The sequence below is a fragment of the Kocuria sp. KKT182 genome (assembly GCF_055635395.1).
Map to the genome: position 1 here is coordinate 1300642 of NZ_CM145757.1, position 16316 is coordinate 1316957.

Annotated in this window: 19 protein-coding genes; 11 read left to right on the forward strand and 8 right to left on the reverse strand. The window is 74.2% G+C overall.

Features of this window, described 5'->3' with window-relative positions:
* Positions 1 to 4 precede the first annotated feature (4 nt).
* Positions 5 to 790: a zinc transporter ZupT gene (gene zupT, locus ACZ2G1_RS05955; protein ID WP_470377577.1), complete on the forward strand. Its 786-nt coding sequence runs from the start codon at positions 5 to 7 to the stop codon at positions 788 to 790.
* Positions 791 to 815: 25 nt separating this feature from the next.
* Here the strand turns inward: zupT and ACZ2G1_RS05960 are convergent, their stop codons facing one another.
* Positions 816 to 1424 carry a mismatch-specific DNA-glycosylase gene (locus ACZ2G1_RS05960; RefSeq protein WP_051063768.1) on the reverse strand — a complete coding sequence of 203 codons (609 nt, stop codon included), beginning with the start codon at positions 1422 to 1424 and terminating at the stop codon, positions 816 to 818.
* A 78-nt stretch (positions 1425 to 1502) separates the two neighbouring features.
* Between ACZ2G1_RS05960 and ACZ2G1_RS05965 the strand changes: the two genes are divergently transcribed.
* The 5 genes from ACZ2G1_RS05965 to arfB all read left to right on the forward strand — a co-directional run bounded on the left by ACZ2G1_RS05965 (position 1503) and on the right by arfB (position 4339).
* On the forward strand, positions 1503 to 2171 hold the full coding sequence (locus ACZ2G1_RS05965; protein ID WP_470377578.1) for an alpha/beta hydrolase family protein: 669 nt from the start codon (positions 1503 to 1505) through the stop codon (positions 2169 to 2171).
* 92 nt (positions 2172 to 2263) lie between these two features.
* Positions 2264 to 2707, forward strand: a complete 444-nt coding sequence (locus ACZ2G1_RS05970) for a LapA family protein (protein WP_095651608.1) — start codon at positions 2264 to 2266, stop codon at positions 2705 to 2707.
* 131 nt (positions 2708 to 2838) lie between these two features.
* On the forward strand, positions 2839 to 3132 hold the full coding sequence (locus ACZ2G1_RS05975; protein ID WP_251355363.1) for a hypothetical protein: 294 nt from the start codon (positions 2839 to 2841) through the stop codon (positions 3130 to 3132).
* A 194-nt stretch (positions 3133 to 3326) separates the two neighbouring features.
* Positions 3327 to 3758 carry a hypothetical protein gene (locus ACZ2G1_RS05980; RefSeq protein WP_470377579.1) on the forward strand — a complete coding sequence of 144 codons (432 nt, stop codon included), beginning with the start codon at positions 3327 to 3329 and terminating at the stop codon, positions 3756 to 3758.
* Positions 3759 to 3898: 140 nt separating this feature from the next.
* Positions 3899 to 4339: an alternative ribosome rescue aminoacyl-tRNA hydrolase ArfB gene (arfB, locus tag ACZ2G1_RS05985; RefSeq protein WP_035927467.1), complete on the forward strand. Its 441-nt coding sequence runs from the start codon at positions 3899 to 3901 to the stop codon at positions 4337 to 4339.
* Positions 4340 to 4368: 29 nt separating this feature from the next.
* On the opposite strand, the gene ychF is transcribed toward arfB, so the two are convergent.
* Complete coding sequence (gene ychF, locus ACZ2G1_RS05990) at positions 4369 to 5454, reverse strand: redox-regulated ATPase YchF (RefSeq protein WP_368811463.1); 1086 nt, start codon at positions 5452 to 5454, stop codon at positions 4369 to 4371.
* A gap of 126 nt (positions 5455 to 5580) precedes the next feature.
* Between ychF and ACZ2G1_RS05995 the strand changes: the two genes are divergently transcribed.
* The 3 genes from ACZ2G1_RS05995 to ACZ2G1_RS06005 all read left to right on the forward strand — a co-directional run bounded on the left by ACZ2G1_RS05995 (position 5581) and on the right by ACZ2G1_RS06005 (position 8761).
* On the forward strand, positions 5581 to 6522 hold the full coding sequence (locus ACZ2G1_RS05995) for an ABC transporter ATP-binding protein (protein ID WP_470377580.1): 942 nt from the start codon (positions 5581 to 5583) through the stop codon (positions 6520 to 6522).
* 65 nt (positions 6523 to 6587) lie between these two features.
* Positions 6588 to 7349, forward strand: coding sequence for an ABC transporter permease (locus ACZ2G1_RS06000; protein WP_126346207.1), 762 nt, complete (start codon positions 6588 to 6590; stop codon positions 7347 to 7349).
* A 77-nt stretch (positions 7350 to 7426) separates the two neighbouring features.
* Entirely contained in the window at positions 7427 to 8761 is a 1335-nt protein-coding gene (locus ACZ2G1_RS06005; protein WP_470377581.1) for a DNA recombination protein RmuC, read from the forward strand.
* Between the two features lie 21 nt (positions 8762 to 8782).
* On the opposite strand, the gene ACZ2G1_RS06010 is transcribed toward ACZ2G1_RS06005, so the two are convergent.
* Positions 8783 to 9865, reverse strand: coding sequence for a 4-hydroxy-3-methylbut-2-enyl diphosphate reductase (locus ACZ2G1_RS06010; RefSeq protein WP_017833377.1), 1083 nt, complete (start codon positions 9863 to 9865; stop codon positions 8783 to 8785).
* Between the two features lie 10 nt (positions 9866 to 9875).
* Positions 9876 to 10844, reverse strand: coding sequence for a hypothetical protein (locus ACZ2G1_RS06015; protein ID WP_146200276.1), 969 nt, complete (start codon positions 10842 to 10844; stop codon positions 9876 to 9878).
* Positions 10845 to 10909: 65 nt separating this feature from the next.
* Here ACZ2G1_RS06015 and xseA point away from each other — a divergent pair, with 65 nt between their 5' ends.
* Positions 10910 to 12211, forward strand: a complete 1302-nt coding sequence (gene xseA / locus ACZ2G1_RS06020; protein ID WP_095651602.1) for an exodeoxyribonuclease VII large subunit — start codon at positions 10910 to 10912, stop codon at positions 12209 to 12211.
* Positions 12212 to 12270: 59 nt separating this feature from the next.
* On the forward strand, positions 12271 to 12546 hold the full coding sequence (locus ACZ2G1_RS06025; RefSeq protein WP_035927490.1) for an exodeoxyribonuclease VII small subunit: 276 nt from the start codon (positions 12271 to 12273) through the stop codon (positions 12544 to 12546).
* A 26-nt stretch (positions 12547 to 12572) separates the two neighbouring features.
* Here the strand turns inward: ACZ2G1_RS06025 and ACZ2G1_RS06030 are convergent, their stop codons facing one another.
* The 4 genes from ACZ2G1_RS06030 to ACZ2G1_RS06045 are packed head-to-tail and all read right to left on the reverse strand — an operon-like array spanning position 12573 to position 16261.
* The gene (locus ACZ2G1_RS06030; RefSeq protein WP_109244461.1) at positions 12573 to 13442 is read right to left on the reverse strand and encodes a PPK2 family polyphosphate kinase; all 870 of its coding nucleotides are present in this window, start codon (positions 13440 to 13442) and stop codon (positions 12573 to 12575) included.
* 49 nt (positions 13443 to 13491) lie between these two features.
* Positions 13492 to 14709, reverse strand: a complete 1218-nt coding sequence (locus ACZ2G1_RS06035; protein ID WP_035927494.1) for a pyridoxal phosphate-dependent aminotransferase — start codon at positions 14707 to 14709, stop codon at positions 13492 to 13494.
* 56 nt (positions 14710 to 14765) lie between these two features.
* Positions 14766 to 15791 carry a glycine betaine ABC transporter substrate-binding protein gene (locus tag ACZ2G1_RS06040; protein WP_470377582.1) on the reverse strand — a complete coding sequence of 342 codons (1026 nt, stop codon included), beginning with the start codon at positions 15789 to 15791 and terminating at the stop codon, positions 14766 to 14768.
* On the reverse strand, positions 15788 to 16261 hold the full coding sequence (locus tag ACZ2G1_RS06045) for an NUDIX hydrolase (protein WP_237740438.1): 474 nt from the start codon (positions 16259 to 16261) through the stop codon (positions 15788 to 15790). The genes ACZ2G1_RS06040 and ACZ2G1_RS06045 overlap by 4 nt, the downstream gene beginning before the upstream one ends.
* Between the last annotated feature and the right edge of the window lie 55 nt (positions 16262 to 16316).

Consider the following 16316-nt stretch of genomic DNA (forward strand, 5'->3'; position numbering starts at 1 on the left):
GGTCGTGAACGAGCTGCTGTTCGCCTTCGGCCTGACGCTGTTCGCGGGGCTGGCCACGGGTGTGGGCGCGTTCCTGGCCCTGGTCACCCGGCGGACCGATGCCAAGTTCCTCGCGGTGAGCCTCGGCTTCTCGGCCGGGGTGATGATCTACGTGTCCATGATCGAGATCTTCGTCAAGGCCCAGGTGGCCCTGGTCGCGGAGCTCGGACAGCGCTCGGGGGCGTGGGCCACCGCCGGCGGATTCTTCGCGGGGATCCTCCTGATCGCGGTGATCGACCGGCTGGTGCCCACGCGCGTCAACCCCCACGAGTACCCGCACGACGACGCCGGACGGCAGCGCCGGCTCCTTCGGATGGGGACGATGACCGCGGTGGCCATCGCGATCCACAACTTCCCGGAGGGCTTCGCGACCTTCGTAGCCGCGATGCAGGAGCCGTCCGTGGCGATCCCGGTGGTCGTGGCCATCGCGCTGCACAACATCCCGGAGGGGATCTCCGTGGCAGTGCCCATCCACCACGCCACGGGCAGCCGCCGGAGGGCGTTCCGCTGGGCGTTCCTCTCGGGCCTGGCGGAGCCCGTCGGCGGGGTGCTCGGCTACCTCGTCCTGCTCCCCTTCCTCGACGACGTCCTCTTCGGCGTCGTGTTCGCGGGCGTGGCCGGGATCATGGTCTTCATCTCCCTGGACAAGCTGCTGCCCACGGCCCAGGAGTACGGCGAGCACCACCTGTCGGTCTACGGGCTGGTCGCCGGGATGGCGGTCATGGCCGTGAGCCTGCTGCTGTTCGTCTGACGCGGACGCGGCGCCCGTGACCGGGTCACGGCGGTGTCGGGGCGACCGGGAGGCCCGCCGCCCGCCCGGCCTCGGCGAACGCGGCGGCGAGGCTCGCCCGGGACGCGTGGGCGTTGAGCCCGCTCGGGCTCGGCAGCGCCCACAGCTGCGCCCCGGCCAGTTCCCGGTCCTGGCGCCCGAGCCGGGCTCCCGGGTCCGCGAAGGCGTGCCGGTAGGCGGTGACCCCGGCGACCGCGACGACGGCGGGGCGCAGCCCGGCGACGAGCTCGCCCAGCCGCTCCCGGCCGGCCACGAACTCGGCGGGGTCCAGCTCGTCGGCCCGGGCGGTGGCCCGGGGCACCAGGTTCGTGATGCCGAGACCCCGGCCCAGGACGTGCTCCCGGTCCTCCGCGCTCATCCCGGCCGCGCAGTCCACGAGCCGGCCGGTGAGCCCGGCGTCGTGCAGGGCCGGCCAGAACCGGTTGCCGGGCCGGGCGAAGTGCGCCTGCGTGGCCGCGGCCCACAGGCTCGGGTTGATGCCGCAGATCAGCAGCCGCACGTCCGGGCCGAGCAGGTCGGGCAGGGTCGCGCCCCGGGCGGCCTCGAGGTCCGCCCGGCTCGGCCGGGCGCCGCCGGTCGCGTTCGGGGAGGCCATGACCACATGCTAGGCCGCACCGCCGCCGCCGGGCACCACGGGCCGGCCGCGGGCGCCCGCCGGGCTACCGTGGTGGCCATGCCCCGATCGACCGAGCTCACCGTGCCCACCGAGAGCGGGCCGGGACGCCTGCTGGTCTCCCCCGCCGAGCACCCCGTCGCGCTGCTGTGGCTCGGGCACGGCGCGGGCGGGGGCGCCGGCGCCCCGGACCTCACCGCCCTCGCCGACGGGCTCCCCCTCCACGGCGTCACGGTCGTGCGCCACGAGCAGCCGTGGGTGCTCGCCGGCCGGAGGATCGCTCCCCGTCCGGCCGCCCTCGACACCGGGTGGCTGGCCGCCGCGCCGGCCGTGACCGGTCTGGCGGACGGACTGCCCCTGGTCGTCGGGGGCCGCAGCGCCGGGGCCCGGGTGGCGTGCCGGACGGCCGCCGCCGTGGGCGCGTCCGCCGTCGTCTGCCTGGCCTTCCCCCTGCACCCGCCGGGACGCCCGGAGCGCTCGCGCGCCGAGGAGCTGCTGCGGCCCACGGTCCCCGTGCTCGTGCTGCAGGGCACGCGGGACGCCTTCGGCTCCGCGGACGAGGTCGCGGCCGCCGCGGACGGCGCGCCGGCCGTCGACGTCGTCCCGGTGGAGGGCGCCGACCACGCCCTGGCGGTCCGCCGGTCCGGGCCCGTGAGCCAGGAGGACACGCTCGCGCTGGTCACCGCCGAGGTGCGCCGCTTCCTCCGGCGGACACGCACGACCCGCTGAGCACCGGCGGGACTTCAACGGCGCGCCGACCGGGACTACCGTGAGGAGCACAGGGTCACCGCGACCCGTCCGCGACCAGGGAGAGAACCGTCATGGCCCGCACCCCAGCATCCTCCGACCCGCTCCGGCCCGATCCCGCCCCCGGGGACGAGCCGCGGACCCCCGCCGCGGACGCGTCCGCCGCGGACCGGCCGGCGCCCGGCCGGGAGCCGGCCGTCCGGCCGCAGACGGCCACGGACCCCGCCCTGGACGGTCACCAGAAGCAGGGCGTCTCGGGCGCCGCGTGGACGGCCCTGATCCTCGGCCTGCTGATCCTGATCCTGCTGCTGGTCTTCATCCTGCAGAACAACGTCCCGGCGGACTTCAACTACCTGGGCTGGCAGTTCAGCCTCCCCCTCGGCGTCGCCATGCTGCTCGCGGCGGTCGCCGGCGCCCTCATCATGGGTCTCGTCGGCTCCGTCCGGCTCTTCAAGCTGGGCCACCGGGTGCGCAAGCTCGAGAAGGAGCGCGCCGACATCAAGCGCGCCCTGCGCTGACCCCCGCCGCCGCCTCGGCGGTCGCCGTCGGTCGCCGGCGGGTGTCTCATGACGTCAGTAACGGGTCGGCCCATTGTGCGGGCGGCAACAGGCAGTAGCCTGACAGCACCCCGAACGACAGGACGGTTCCCATGAGCTCCCCCGCACTCCCCGACGACCGCCCGGCCCCCGAGGACGTCGAGGTGGTCGCCCCCGCGACCGTCGTCGACCTCACCAGCGGCACCGCCCAGATCACGCCCGTGCTGGTCGACGGCGAGGCGCGCTACGCCGTGGACCTGCCCGACCAGCCCCTGGACGAGGACGACGTGGCGAGTCTCGCCGTTGCGCTGCAGGCGGCGCAGGCCGGCCCCGCCGTGCTCGTGGACGTCGAGGACTACCTCGAGGCGGCGGCACCGCCGGAGGACGCCGCCGAGACCCCGCGGTAAGGGCCCGGTTCGGTCCGCCGGCACGACGAAGACCTCGGGCCGCGACGTCGAGAACGCCTCGACGTCGCGGCCCGAGATCTTTTCCGCGCCCGGAGGAATGATCTGCCGCACTGCGTGCGAGTCGCACGCGGGCTGACCGCCCCGCATTCCCTAAAGTGATGAACGGATCCCCCGCCCCCACCGGAGAGACGGCCATGTCACCGAACCCCCCGCAAGACGTCCACCAGAAGCCGCCCATCGGGCGACTGGGACTGGTCGCCCTGTCCCTGGCCCTGGTCACCGGGTGCACCACTCCCGACAGCGGCGGGATCGACGAGCCCGGCGCGTCTCCCAGCGCCTCGTCCTCCCCGACGTCCGGGGCCACCGGCAGCGCGGAGGCGACGCAGCCGGCCCCATCGCCGACCCCGTCGACGACCCCCGGGGCCACCCCGCCGCCCATGCCCGGGGCGCTGCCGGACCAGGACTTCACCTACGACGAGGCCTACGCGGCCTGGCAGGACGGGATGCCCTACTACGACGCCTTCTGCATCCACTACGAACCCGTCACACCGGCCGGGGTGTCGCAGTGCGAGGGCATCGAGAACGGCACCGTCGACAGCATCACCGGTGAGCCCCTCGGGCAGTAGGCAGGACGTGCCGGGCCGCGCGCCGAACCGCCATTGCGGCTGATTGGCGCGCCCGGCCGCAGACCTCGCCCGAGCAGCCGAAGATTCCCCACCGAGACCGAACGGAATGTGTCGCGTCGCCGGTGCGGGACAATCGTCGTGTGGACGATCTGCACGTGCCCCCGGGCCCCGGCGCGCCCCGCGGCCTCAGGGTGCCGGCGGGTGAACTGGTCGAGCAGTTCTCCCACGCCTCCGGGCCGGGCGGCCAGGGCGTCAACACCACCGACTCCCGGGTGCAGCTCTCTCTCGACCTGGCCACGACGACGGCGCTGAGCGACGCGCAGCGCGCACGTGCCCTCGATCAGCTCGCCGGCAGGCTCTCGGGCACCGTGCTCACCGTCAGCGCCGCCGAGCACCGCTCCCAGCGACAGAACCGCACCGCGGCGAGACAGCGTCTCGCCGCACTCCTGCGCGGCGCCGTGGTGCCGCCGGTGGTCCGGCGAGCGACCCGGCCCACCCACGGCTCGCGCCGTCGCCGTCTCGAAGGAAAACGCCGCCGCTCCGAGACCAAGCAGAACCGCCGGCGCCCCGGGCCGGAGTGATCTCCGCTGGCGCGGAGCACCCGCCCGGCTCAGACGTTGAAGCGGAACTCCACCACGTCGCCGTCGCGCATGACGTAGTCCTTGCCCTCGATCCGGACCTTGCCGGCGGCCTTGGCGTCGGCCATGGACCCGGCGGCGTCGAGGTCCTCGAAGGAGACGATCTCGGCCTTGATGAAGCCGCGCTCGAAGTCGGTGTGGATGACGCCGGCGGCCTGCGGGGCGGTGGCGCCCACGGGGATGGTCCAGGCGCGCGACTCCTTGGGCCCGGCGGTGAGATAGGTCTGCAGCCCGAGGGTGTGGAACCCCGTGCGGGCGAGCTTGTCGAGACCGGCCTCGTCCTGCCCGGACATCTCCAGCATCTCCTTCGCCTCCTCCTCGTCGAGCTCCACGAGCTCGGACTCGAGCTTCGCGTCGAGGAACACGGCGTCGGCGGGCGCCACGAGATCGCGCAGCTCCTGCTGCTTGGCCTCGTCGCCGAGCACCCCGTCGTCGGCGTTGAAGACGTAGATGAACGGCTTGGCGGTGAGCAGGCTGAGGTCGCGCAGCTGGTCGACGTCCAGCTTCTCCTTCTCGGCCGCCCCGAAGATGGTGTCCCCGCGCTCGAGGATCGTCTGCGCCTGCTGCATGGCGGCGAGCTTGGCGGGATCGGCCTTCTTGATCTTGACCTGCTTCTCGAGGCGCGGGATCGCGTTCTCGAGGGTCTGCAGGTCGGCGAGGATCAGCTCGGTGTTGATGGTCTCCATGTCCGAGGCGGGGTTGATCTCGCCGTCGACGTGGATGACGTCCGGGTCGTCGAAGGCGCGGACCACCTGGGCGATCGCGTGCGCCTCGCGGATGTTGGCGAGGAACTGGTTGCCCAGGCCCTCCCCCTCGGACGCGCCCTTGACGATGCCGGCGATGTCCACGAAGGACACGGTCGCGGGCAGGATCCGGTCCGAGCCGTGGATCTCCGCGAGCCGGTCCAGCCGCGGGTCCGGCAGGTTGACCACGCCGATGTTCGGCTCGATGGTCGCGAACGGGTAGTTCGCCGCCAGGACGGTGTTGCGGGTCAGCGCGTTGAACAGGGTGGACTTGCCGACGTTGGGCAGTCCGACGATTCCGATAGTAAGAGCCACGGGAGACCATCCTACCGGGCACGGGGCCGGCACGCCGTGCCGCCCCCGGGGCCCGTGGCCGAGGTCGTGGGCGTGTCGTGGCCCGTGGAGCTTCCGGGACGGCGCGCGGTGGAGCAGAGTTGGAGCATGACGTCCTTCCCGGCCTCCCGCACATCGCCGCACCCGAGCCCCGCCGACCCGACGGACGGTTCCCCGGCCGTCGACGTCTCCGGCGTCCACAAGGGCTTCGGGCGCGGCGAGCAGCGCGTCCGCGCCGTGGACGGCGTGAGCATGCGCATCGAGCGCGGCGAGGTCGTCGCGCTGCTCGGGCCCAACGGCGCCGGCAAGACCACCCTCCTCGACATGGTCCTGGGCTTCACCGACCCCGACGACGGCACCGTGCGCACCCTCGGCGCCACCCCGCGCGAGAGCGTGCGGGCAGGGCGGATCGGCGCGGTCCTGCAGACCGGGGGGCTGCTCGACGACCTGTCCGTGCGCGAGACGGTCGCGATGGTCGCGACCCTGCACCGGGACCCGCTGCCCGTGGACGAGGCCCTGGGCCGGGCGGGGGCCGCCGGGTTCGCGCGGCGGAAGGTCTCCAAGTGCTCTGGCGGCGAGCAGCAGCGGCTGCGCTTCGCGCTGGCCCTGCTGCCCGAGCCGGACCTGCTGGTCCTCGACGAGCCGACCGCGGGCATGGACGTCGGCGCCCGGCGGGAGTTCTGGGCCGCGATGCACGCCGAGGCGGAGCGCGGCCGGACGGTCGTGTTCGCCACCCACTACCTCGACGAGGCCGAGGAGTTCGCCGCCCGCACCGTGGTGCTCAAGGGCGGGCGGGTGGTCGCCGATGCCCCCACCGCCGAGGTCCAGGCCCTGGCGGGCCACCGCGTGGTCAGCTTCCGCTGGGAGGGGCCCGGACCCGTCGTCGTCCCGGGGGCGACCCCGCTGGAGCCCGCCGGCGGACGCCGGCGGCTCACGGGCCCCGACACGGACGCCATCGCCCGCCACCTGCTGACGACCACGGGCGCGAGCGAGCTCGAGATCACCCACGCCGGACTCGAGGAGGCCTTCCTGGGCCTCACCGCCGACTGACCGGCCCCGCTCGCCCCGTCCCGACTCCCCCGTCCCCACTCCCCCGTCCCCGGAGGACCAGCACCATGAGCATCGCCTACGCCGCCCACGACCTGCGCCGCAACGTGCGCATGGTCGAGAACACCTTCTTCATCGTGGTCCTGCCCGCCGTGCTCTACGTGATGTTCACGGCGCTGGGGGACTTCTCCGACCTCCCGGTGGGCCACGGCAACGCCGGCGGTTACAACATGATCTCGATGGCGGTCTACGGGGCGGTCACCGCGACCACCTCGATCGCCGGCTCCGCCGCCGTGGAGCAGGCCCGCGGGTGGGGCCGGCAGATCGGGCTCACCCCGGCGCCGCGGCACGGGTACGTGCTGTCCAAGGTGGCCGTGGCCCTCGCCATGGCCGTGCTGCCCGTCCTCGTGGTCTACGCCGTGGGCGCCCTGACCGGCGCCGAGCTGGGCGGCTGGCGCTGGCCCGCCACCGCGGCGATCGTCGTGGCCGGCTCCTCGGTGTTCGCCCTCTACGGCCTGGCCGCCGGGCTGCTGTTCCGCTCCGAGTCCGCCGTGGGGGCGGCCTCCGGGATGCTCGTGGTGCTCAGCTTCTTCGGCAACCTCTTCGTCCCGCTCACCGGGGTGATGCTCGACATCGCGCGCTTCACCCCGCTCTACGGCCTGGCCGGGCTCGCCCGCTATCCGCTCGTGGAGGGCGACGTCGTGGCGACCAGCGGCCCGCCGGTGGAGTCCGACCCCCTGTGGGCGCTGCTGCTGAACACCGGGCTCTGGACGGTGGTCTTCACGGCCGTGGTGCTGCTGGCCGTGCGCCGAACCACGGTCCGGCGCTGACCGGGCGACGCTCCGGGGAGCGGGGCGGTGAGCGCCGCTGCCGTGCGGTGTCCGGGTGGCGTGCCACACTGCTGGGCATGACCGTCAGCCTCGTCGTCGTCCTCGGCCTGCTCGCCCTGCTGGTGGGCGCCCTCCTGGGCACCGCCGTGGCGCGGGCCCGAGCCGCCCGGGAGGTTCAGGCGGCCGAGGAGGAGCGGGCCGGGCTGCAGGCCGAGCTCGCCGCCGTCCAGGACCGGCTCGTGGACCTGGCCTCCGAGCGGGCGGCGGCCGTCGAGGCGCGCGCCCAGCTCGAGGACCGGCTGCGGGACGCCGACGCCCGCTCCGTGCAGGACAACAACGTCCTGCGGGCCCTGGCGCCGGTGGCCCACCAGCTGCGCTCGGTCGAGGAGCACGTGACGGCGCTCGAGCGGGACCGGGCCGAGCAGTACGGGGGCATCACCCAGGCCCTCGCCCACACCCGCGAGGTCGGCGACCAACTGCGCACCGCGACCACCTCCCTGTCCTCCGCGCTGCGCTCGGGCTCCGCGCGCGGCCTGTGGGGCGAGGTGCAGCTGCGCCGCGTGGTCGAGTCCGCGGGGATGACCGCGCACGTCGACTTCCGGGAGCAGGTCGCCTCCAACGGCACCACCGCGGACGGCGAGCGCAGCGCGATCCGCCCGGACATGGTGGTGCACCTGCCGGGGGGCCGCGACATCGTGCTGGACGCCAAGGCGCCCATGACCGCCTACCTGCGCGCCCAGGACGCCGAGGACGACGCCGGGCGCCGGGCGCAGCTGGCCGGCCACGCGAAGGCCGTGCGCGGGCACGTGGACGTGCTGGCGTCGAAGAAGTACTGGGAGGCGCGGGACGCCTCCCCCGAGCTGGTGCTGTGCTTCCTGCCCGCCGAGTCCGCGCTCTCCGCGGCCCTGGACGCGGACCCGACCCTGCTGGACCACGCCGCGAGCCGCAACGTGGCGCTCGTGTCACCGGTCTCGCTGCTCGCCTCGCTCAAGGCCGTGGCGTTCACGTGGCGGCAGAACGGGCTCACGGAGAACGCCAAGGAGCTCTTCGACCTCTCCCGCCAGCTCTACGAGCGGCTGGGCACGGTCGGCAAGCACCTCGACGACATGGGCCGGTCGCTGCAGAAGTCGGTGGAGACCTACAACCGGCTGACGGGCTCCGTGGAGACCCGGGTGTTCCCCACGGCCCGGCGGATCAACGACCTCGACCCCACGCTCGCGGAGGACGATCGGCTCACCACGCGTCCGCTCGTGGTGGCGCCGCGCCCGCTCACGGCGCCGGAGTTCACCGAGGCGGCGCAGCTGCCGCCGGCGCCGGAGGCGGTGCAGCTTCCGGAGCCGGCGGAGCGCCCGGGCCGCACCGAGCCGGGCGGGAGCGTGCCGGGGCAGCTCGACGAGCGCGCGGCGGGCTGAGCGGACGGGTCCGCCCGCGGCTCAGCGGGTGGGGCGGGCCCCGCGGCCGCCGAGCCGGTGGGAGGTGTCCCCGGCCGCGGTGAGCCGGGCGCGCAGCTCCTTGGGGAGGGAGAACAGCACGTCCTCCTCGGCGGTGACGACCTCCTCGACCTCGCCGTAGCCGTAGTCCGCGAGCAGGCGCAGCACGTCCTTGACGAGGACCTCCGGCACGGAGGCCCCGCTGGTGACGCCCACGGTGGCGACGCCCTCGAACCAGGACTCGTCCACCTGGTTCGCGAAGTCCACGCGCTCGGCGCGGCGGGCGCCGTACTCGAGGGCGACCTCCTTGAGCCGCACGGAGTTCGAGGAGTTCGCCGAGCCCACGACGATCACGAGGTCAGCGTCCGGGGCGATCTTCTTGATCGCGGTCTGCCGGTTGGAGGTGGCGTAGCAGATGTCGTCGCTGGGCGGGTCCTGCAGGGAGGGGAAGCGCTCGCGCAGCTTCTGCACGGTCTCCAGGGTCTCGTCCACGCTGAGGGTGGTCTGGGAGAGCCAGACGACCTTCTCCGGGTCGCGGACGACGACCTGGCCGACCTCGTCCGGGCTGTTCACCACCTGGATGTGCTCGGGGGCCTCGCCGGCGGTGCCCTCGACCTCCTCGTGGCCGTCGTGGCCGATCAGGAGGATGTCGTAGTCGCTCTTCGCGAAGCGCACGGCCTCGCGGTGGACCTTGGTGACCAGCGGGCACGTGGCGTCGATGGTGCGCAGCTCGCGGGACTTCGCGGACTCCACCACGGCCGGGGAGACGCCGTGGGCGGAGAAGATCAGCAGGGACCCCTCGGGGACCTCGTCGGTCTCCTCGACGAACACGGCGCCCTGCTCCTCGAGGGTGCTCACCACGAACTTGTTGTGCACGATCTCCTTGCGCACGTACACGGGGGCGCCGTAGTGCTCGAGCGCCTTCTCCACGGCGATGACGGCGCGGTCGACGCCGGCGCAGTAGCCGCGGGGGGACGCGAGCAGGACCTTCTTCGGTCCGGCCACGGGAGCGGCGGCGGCCACGTCCTCCGGCGAGCGCCGGGAACGGGGGACGGTGGGCATGGAGAGCGCAACGGTGGTCGGCATGGCCTCCATGCTACGCGGTGGGGCGGGGCCCGCGCCGTGATCCGCCCGACACGAGGATGGCCCCGACGAGGCCCACGACGCCCGTGATCCCGGCAGCCCAGGCGGCCGTGACCATCTGCTCGCCGAGGGAGTCGGTGAGCAGGAGGACGGCCCGGTCGGCGGCGAGCCGGACCACGGGGTCGCCGCCGAGCATGCCGGAGGCCCGCTGCACGCCCTGCTCCACGAGCAGCCACACGACGCCCAGTCCGGCCAGGGTCCCCAGCCCCAGCACGGCGAGCACGGCGAAGCGGTGCCGGGTCACGAGCAGCGCGAGCACGGCGAGCACCGCGGCGGTCCACGTGAGCGGGACGGCCAGGTCGGTGACCCGGGTGCCCGCCTCGATCAGGCGCCCGGTGTTCGACCCCGGGACGGTGATCCGGCTCTCGCGCTCCGCCAGGCCGACGTCCACGCCGACGGCCCGCTGCACGGCCGCGTCGACCTCCCGGAGGACGGGGGCGATGTCCAGCACGAGGTCCTTCGGCGGCGCCTCCACCGCGCCGTCCACGGGGACGTTGGCCTCGTGGGTGCGGGTGAGCGCCTCCGTCCACGCGCGCTGGTAGGCGGGGTCGGAGGTGAGGTCCGCGGCGACGTCGGCCGCCCGGCGGGCGGCGTCCTCGAGCATCCGGTCGAGGAAACCGACGCCGGTGGCCCGCTCCCCCACGATCCGGTCGGCCACCTGCCCCACGGCGGTGCGGGCCAGCTCCTCCTGGAACGGCCGGTCCTCGGCGAGGGTGCCCACCACCCGGGTGAAGCCGTCGCGGGAGACCAGGGTGTCCTGGGCCCAGTGCAGGGGCACGAGCAGCGCCACGAGGGACGCGGCGGCGAGGCCGAGGACGGTGCCGAGGCCGGTGCGCAGGACGGTCGTGGCGCGTCGTCGGGGGCGGGGCGCGGAACGGGGCACGGAGCGGTGTCCGGGGGCGGGGGGTGCTGAGAGGCTCACGGAACCACTGTACGCACGGGCGGAGCGCGTGCACGGCTGTCCCCGTCGGGTGGTAAGCATGAGGCATGACGTATCTGGAGCCGCAGCAGGACGCCCCGGCGGGCGGCGAGCGGGAGCTGCCGCAGCGGGCGGACCGGACCACCCCGGAGAACCCGTGGCCGCTGCGGATGCTCTCCGAGAACCTGCACGCCTACATCGCCCGCTGCGCGCCCACGTGGGTCGAGGGGCAGATCATCGAGCTCAACCGGCGCGCCCGCGTCACCTACGTGACCCTGCGGGACGTCGACGCCGAGATCTCCGTGCCCGTGACCCTCTTCGCCAACGAGACCGCCCACCTGGACCGTCCCCTGGAGAAGGGCATGCGGGTGGTCGCTCAGCTCAAGCCGGACTTCTGGGCCAAGACCGGCCGGTTGTCCATGCTGGGCCGCGGCATCCGCCCGGTGGGCCTGGGCGACCTGCTGGAGCGGCTCGAGCGGCTGCGGCGCGCCCTCGCCGAGGAGGGGCTCTTCGACGCCGCCCGGAAGAAGCCCCTGCCCCTGCTCCCCCGCCGGGTCGGCCTCGTCACGGGGCGCAACTCGGACGCCGAGAAGGACGTCATCCGCAACGCGTCCCTGCGCTGGCCGGCCGTGGACTTCGAGGTGCGGGAGGTCGCGGTCCAGGGCTCCGGCGCGGTGCGCGCCGTGACCCAGGCGCTGCGCGAGCTCGACGCCATGGCCGAGGTGGACGTCATCGTGATCGCCCGCGGCGGCGGCTCCTTCGAGGACCTCCTGGCCTTCAGCGACGAGTCCCTGATCCGGGCCGTGGCGGCCGCCCGCACCCCGGTGGTCAGCGCCATCGGGCACGAGAACGACCAGCCGCTGCTCGACTGGGTGGCCGACCTGCGGGCCTCGACCCCCACGGACGCCGGCAAGCGGATCGTCCCCGACGTCGTCGAGGAGCGCGCCGGGGTGGCCCGGGCCCGGGCGGGCCTGGACCGCGCCGTGCGGGGCTTCCTGGACCGGGAGGCCGCCGGTCTGACCGCCGTGCGCACCCGGCCCGTCCTGGCCCAGCCGGAGGACATGATCCTGCTCCGGGAGGAGGACGTGGACCGGTGGCGCACCCGGGCGCTGTCCGCCGTGGACTCCCGGACCCTGCGGGAGCGGGACGCCGTGCGCTCCCTGCGCGCCCGGGTGCGGGCGCTGTCCCCCCAGGAGACCCTGCAGCGCGGCTACTCCGTGGTCCTGGACGCCTCCGGCGCCGTGGTCACCGACGCCGCCGCCGTGCGCGCCGGGGACCTGCTGGGGGTGCGCCTGGCCGCGGGCGAGCTCGGCGTGCGCACCGAGACCGTCTCCGCCCGGCGCCCGGGCGAGCACCCCGGCTCCCCCTGACCCACCGGGGCACCGGCACCACCGCCGTCCCCGACCGTTCCGAACGAGAGGCGCCACCCATGGCGAGCACCGACCACCCCGCAGCACCCGACCTGTCCGACATCGCCGGCCTGGGCTACGAGCAGGCCCGCGAGGAGCTCGTGCAGGTCGTCTCCCGGCTCGAGGCCGGGGGCACGTCCCTCGAGGAGTCCCTCGCGCTCTGGGAGCGCGGCGAGGCCCTCGCCACCCGCTGCGAGCAGTGGCTCGACGGCGCCCGCGAGCGGCTCGACGCGGCCCGGAGCCGGCGCGCGGACGCCGACGGGGGCGACGGCGAGGAGGGCGCCGGGCGCGGCTGAGCCGGCCCGGCCCGCCGTGGCGCGGGTCAGAGCTCGGAGAGGCGCCGGCGCGCGTCCTCGACGTCGTAGCCGGGGTCCGGCCAGTCGAGCCGCAGGCCCGCGAGCGCGGAGATCAGCAGGTCCTGGACCACGGCCCGGGCGTACCACTTCCGGTCGGTGGGCACCACGTACCAGGGCGCGTGGTCGGCGTCGGTCGCGTCGATGGCCCGTTCGTAGGCGGCCATGTAGGTCTCCCACCGGCTGCGCGCCTCGAGGTCCGAGGGATCGAACTTCCACTGCTTCGTCCGGTCGCTCATGCGGGCGAGGAGGTTCTCGCGCTGCTCGTCCAGGCCCAGGTGCAGGAAGACCTTGATGACCACCACCCCGTCGTCGGCGAGCTCCTGCTCGAAGTGCCGGATCTCGGTGTAGCGCCGCTCGAGCTGCCGGTCGTCGAGCACGTCGTGCACCACGGGCACCAGCACGTCCTCGTAGTGGGACCGGTCGAACGCGCCGATCACCCCGGGCCGGGGCAGCTGGCGCCGCACCCGCTGGAGGAAGTGCTGGGCGGCCTCCTCCTCGGTGGGCCGGCCGAAGCCGTGGGTGTGCACGCCGTGCGGGCTGAGCCCGCCCAGCACGTGCTGGATGACGCCGCCCTTCCCGGAGGTGTCCATGCCCTGCAGCACGAGCAGCACCCGGTGCCGGGCGCCCACCGTGGCGTTGGCGTAGATCTGGCGCTGCAGCCGGGACAGCTCGGCGTCCCGGGCGGCCCGCAGCGCGGTGCCCTGCTGCTTCTTCCCCCGGAACCCGGGGGTGGAGCGGGTGTCCACCGCGTCCAGGGACAGGCCCGGCCGGGCGCGCAGCAGAGGCCGTACGTCCTGCTCGAACCCGGTGCCGGGGCTCTGGTCGGCTGCGCTCATGCGGGACCTCCTGGGAGTGCGGGGCGGGCCGCGGGGCGCAGCCCGCCGGTCACTGGCGGTAGTTGCCGAGGAACTCCTCGATCCGGTCCAGCGCCGTGGCCAGCATCTCCACGGACGGCAGGGTGACGAGGCGGAAGTGGTCGGGCTCCGGCCAGTTGAACGCCCGGCCGTGGCTGACGAGGATCTTCTGCTCCTTGAGCAGGTCGAGGGCGAACTTCTCGTCGTCGACGATGTTGAACTTCTCCACGTCGAGCTTGGGGAACAGGTACAGGGCGCCGTCGGCCTGCCGGCAGGACACGCCGTCGATCTCGTTGAGCCGCCGGTGGGCGAGGTCGCGCTGGGCCTTGAGCCGCCCGCCCGGGAGGATGAGGTCGTTGATCGACTGGTAGCCGCCGAGCGCGGTCTGGATCGCGTGCTGGGCCGGGACGTTGGCGCACATGCGCATGTTGGCGAGCAGCTTGATGCCCTCGATGAAGCTCTCGGCCTTCCAGTTGGGCCCGGTGATCGCCAGCCACCCGGCGCGGTACCCGGCCACCCGGTAGGCCTTGGAGAGCCCGGAGAAGGTCAGGCACAGCACGTCCTCGCCGGTGAGGGTCGCGGTGTTGATCATCTCGGCGTCGTCGTAGGTGATCTTCTCGTAGATCTCGTCCGAGAACAGGATCAGCTCGTGCTCGGCGGCGAGGTCCACGATGGTCTGCAGCACCTCGCGGGAGTAGACCGCGCCGGTGGGGTTGTTCGGGTTGATGATCACGATGCCCTTGGTGTTGGGGGTGATCTTCGCCGCGAGGTCCTCGAGGTCCGGGTTCCAGTCGTTGTCCTCGTCGCACCGGTAGTGCACGGGGGTGCCGCCGGACAGGGCCACCGACGCCGTCCACAGCGGGTAGTCGGGGGACGGGATGAGGATCTCGTCGCCCGGGTTGCACAGCGCCTGCAGCGTCATGGTGATGAGCTCGGAGACGCCGTTGCCCAGGTAGACGTCGTCGGTGTCGAGGTTCATGATCCCGCGCGTCTGGTAGTACTGCACCACGGCTGTGCGTGCCGAGTAGATGCCGCGGGAGTCCGAGTAGCCCTGCGCGTTGGGCAGGTTCTTGATCATGTCCACGAGGATCGCGTCGGGTGCCTCGAAGCCGAACGGCGCGGGGTTGCCGATGTTGAGCTTGAGGATCCGGTGGCCCTCCGCCTCCATGTGCTCCGCCTGCTCCAGCACGGGGCCGCGGATGTCGTAGAGGACGTTCTTGAGCTTGTCGGACTGCTTCACCACTGACATGCGGTACACCTTACCCCCGGGGTGCACGCCGTCCGGGGCACCCGTCGGTGCGCCGATCAGGTGTCGTCGCCGCCCTCGAGCCAGTACCGCGCGGCCTCCTCGGGCGTGTACGGGTCGCGGGCGGAGGTCATCCGGGTCATCAGCACGAGGTCCTCGGTGCCGATCTGCGCGGAGACCCCGTCGACGACGTCCGCGGCGGCGTCCGGCAGGTCCTCGGCCGCCACGGGGACCACCCGCTGCGGGACGAAGTTGTTGAGCGGGTCGGCCAGGACCACGAGGGCGTTGTCCTCGATGGCGGGCGAGGCCGTGAACAGGGCCGCAGCCTGCACCCGGTCCTCGAGCAGTGCGTCCACGAGGTCGTCCTGGTCGCCGAACGGCACGAACCTGCCGGGCACGCACTCGTAGGCGTCCTCCAGTCCCTCCGGGCCGTAGGAGCGGCCCGCGAAGTCGAGGTCGGTGCCCAGCGCCAGCTCGTCGCACACCGGGCCCAGGTCCTCCAGGTCGGTGAGCTCGTGCTCCACGGCGGTCGGCCGGGTCACGACGACCGCCACCGTGTTCTCCGCCGGGGCCGGCTCGAGGGTCCGCAGGCCCTCGGGCAGCACGTCCTGCACCCCGGCCAGCACGTCGTCGTCGTCCGCGCGCTCCTCCCCCAGTCCCAGCAGCTCGGAGAGGTCCTCGGCGAGCCCGCCGTCCTCGGCGTCCGGGGACGGCGTGGGGGTGGGCGTCGCCCCGTCCGTGGGCGCCGCGGAGGCCGGGCCCACCGGCGCCCGGCCGCGCAGGTACAGGTAGAGGTTGCCGGAGTAGTCCGCGGCGACCTCCACCTCCCCCCGCTCGAGGGCCCCGAGGTAGTCGGCGCGCTCGGTCCCGGCGTCGACCACGCTCGCATCGAAGCCGGCCTCCCGCAGCCGCCCGGCGTAGACGTGGGCGAGCACGGCCGTCTGCCCGGTGGGTCCCGCCGCGATCCGGACCGGCTCCGCGGCGGGGGACGCCGCGGTGGCCGGCGGCTGCTCCGGGGCCCCGCCGCCGCACCCGGTGAGCGCGGCGACGGCGAGCAGGCCCGCGGCGGCGCCACGGCGGCTCACCGGCCCTCCCCCGGTCCCGCGGGGCCCGCGGCCACGAGCCCGGCCAGCTCGAGGCCCACGGGCACGAGGCCGACCAGGGGCAGCTGCGGCAGCGCCGCCAGGGGGAACCAGCGGGCCTCGTCGGAGGAGCCGTCCTGCTCCGACGTGAGCGTCCCGCCGGTGATGTGGGCGCGGTAGATCACGCGCAGGGCGTGGAAGGGCCGGTCCCGGCCGTCCAGCCGCTCGCCGGCGTCCATGTGGCGGCTGTGCACGCCGAGCAGCTCGTCGAGCTCCACGGTGAAGCCGGTCTCCTCGTGCACCTCCCGCAGCGCGGTCTGCGCGGGCTGCTCCCCGATCTCCATGCCACCGCCGGGCAGGCTCCACGCCCCCCGCAGCGTGGGGTGGCGCGGGTTCCAGTGGCTGAGCAGCACCGCCCCGTCCTGGACGATCACGGCGTAGGCACCCACCCGGGTGTCCATGGGGAAACTCATGCCCCCCATTCTAGGAACGCCCGGGGCGGGGCGCCGACAGCGCGCGCGGCGGGCG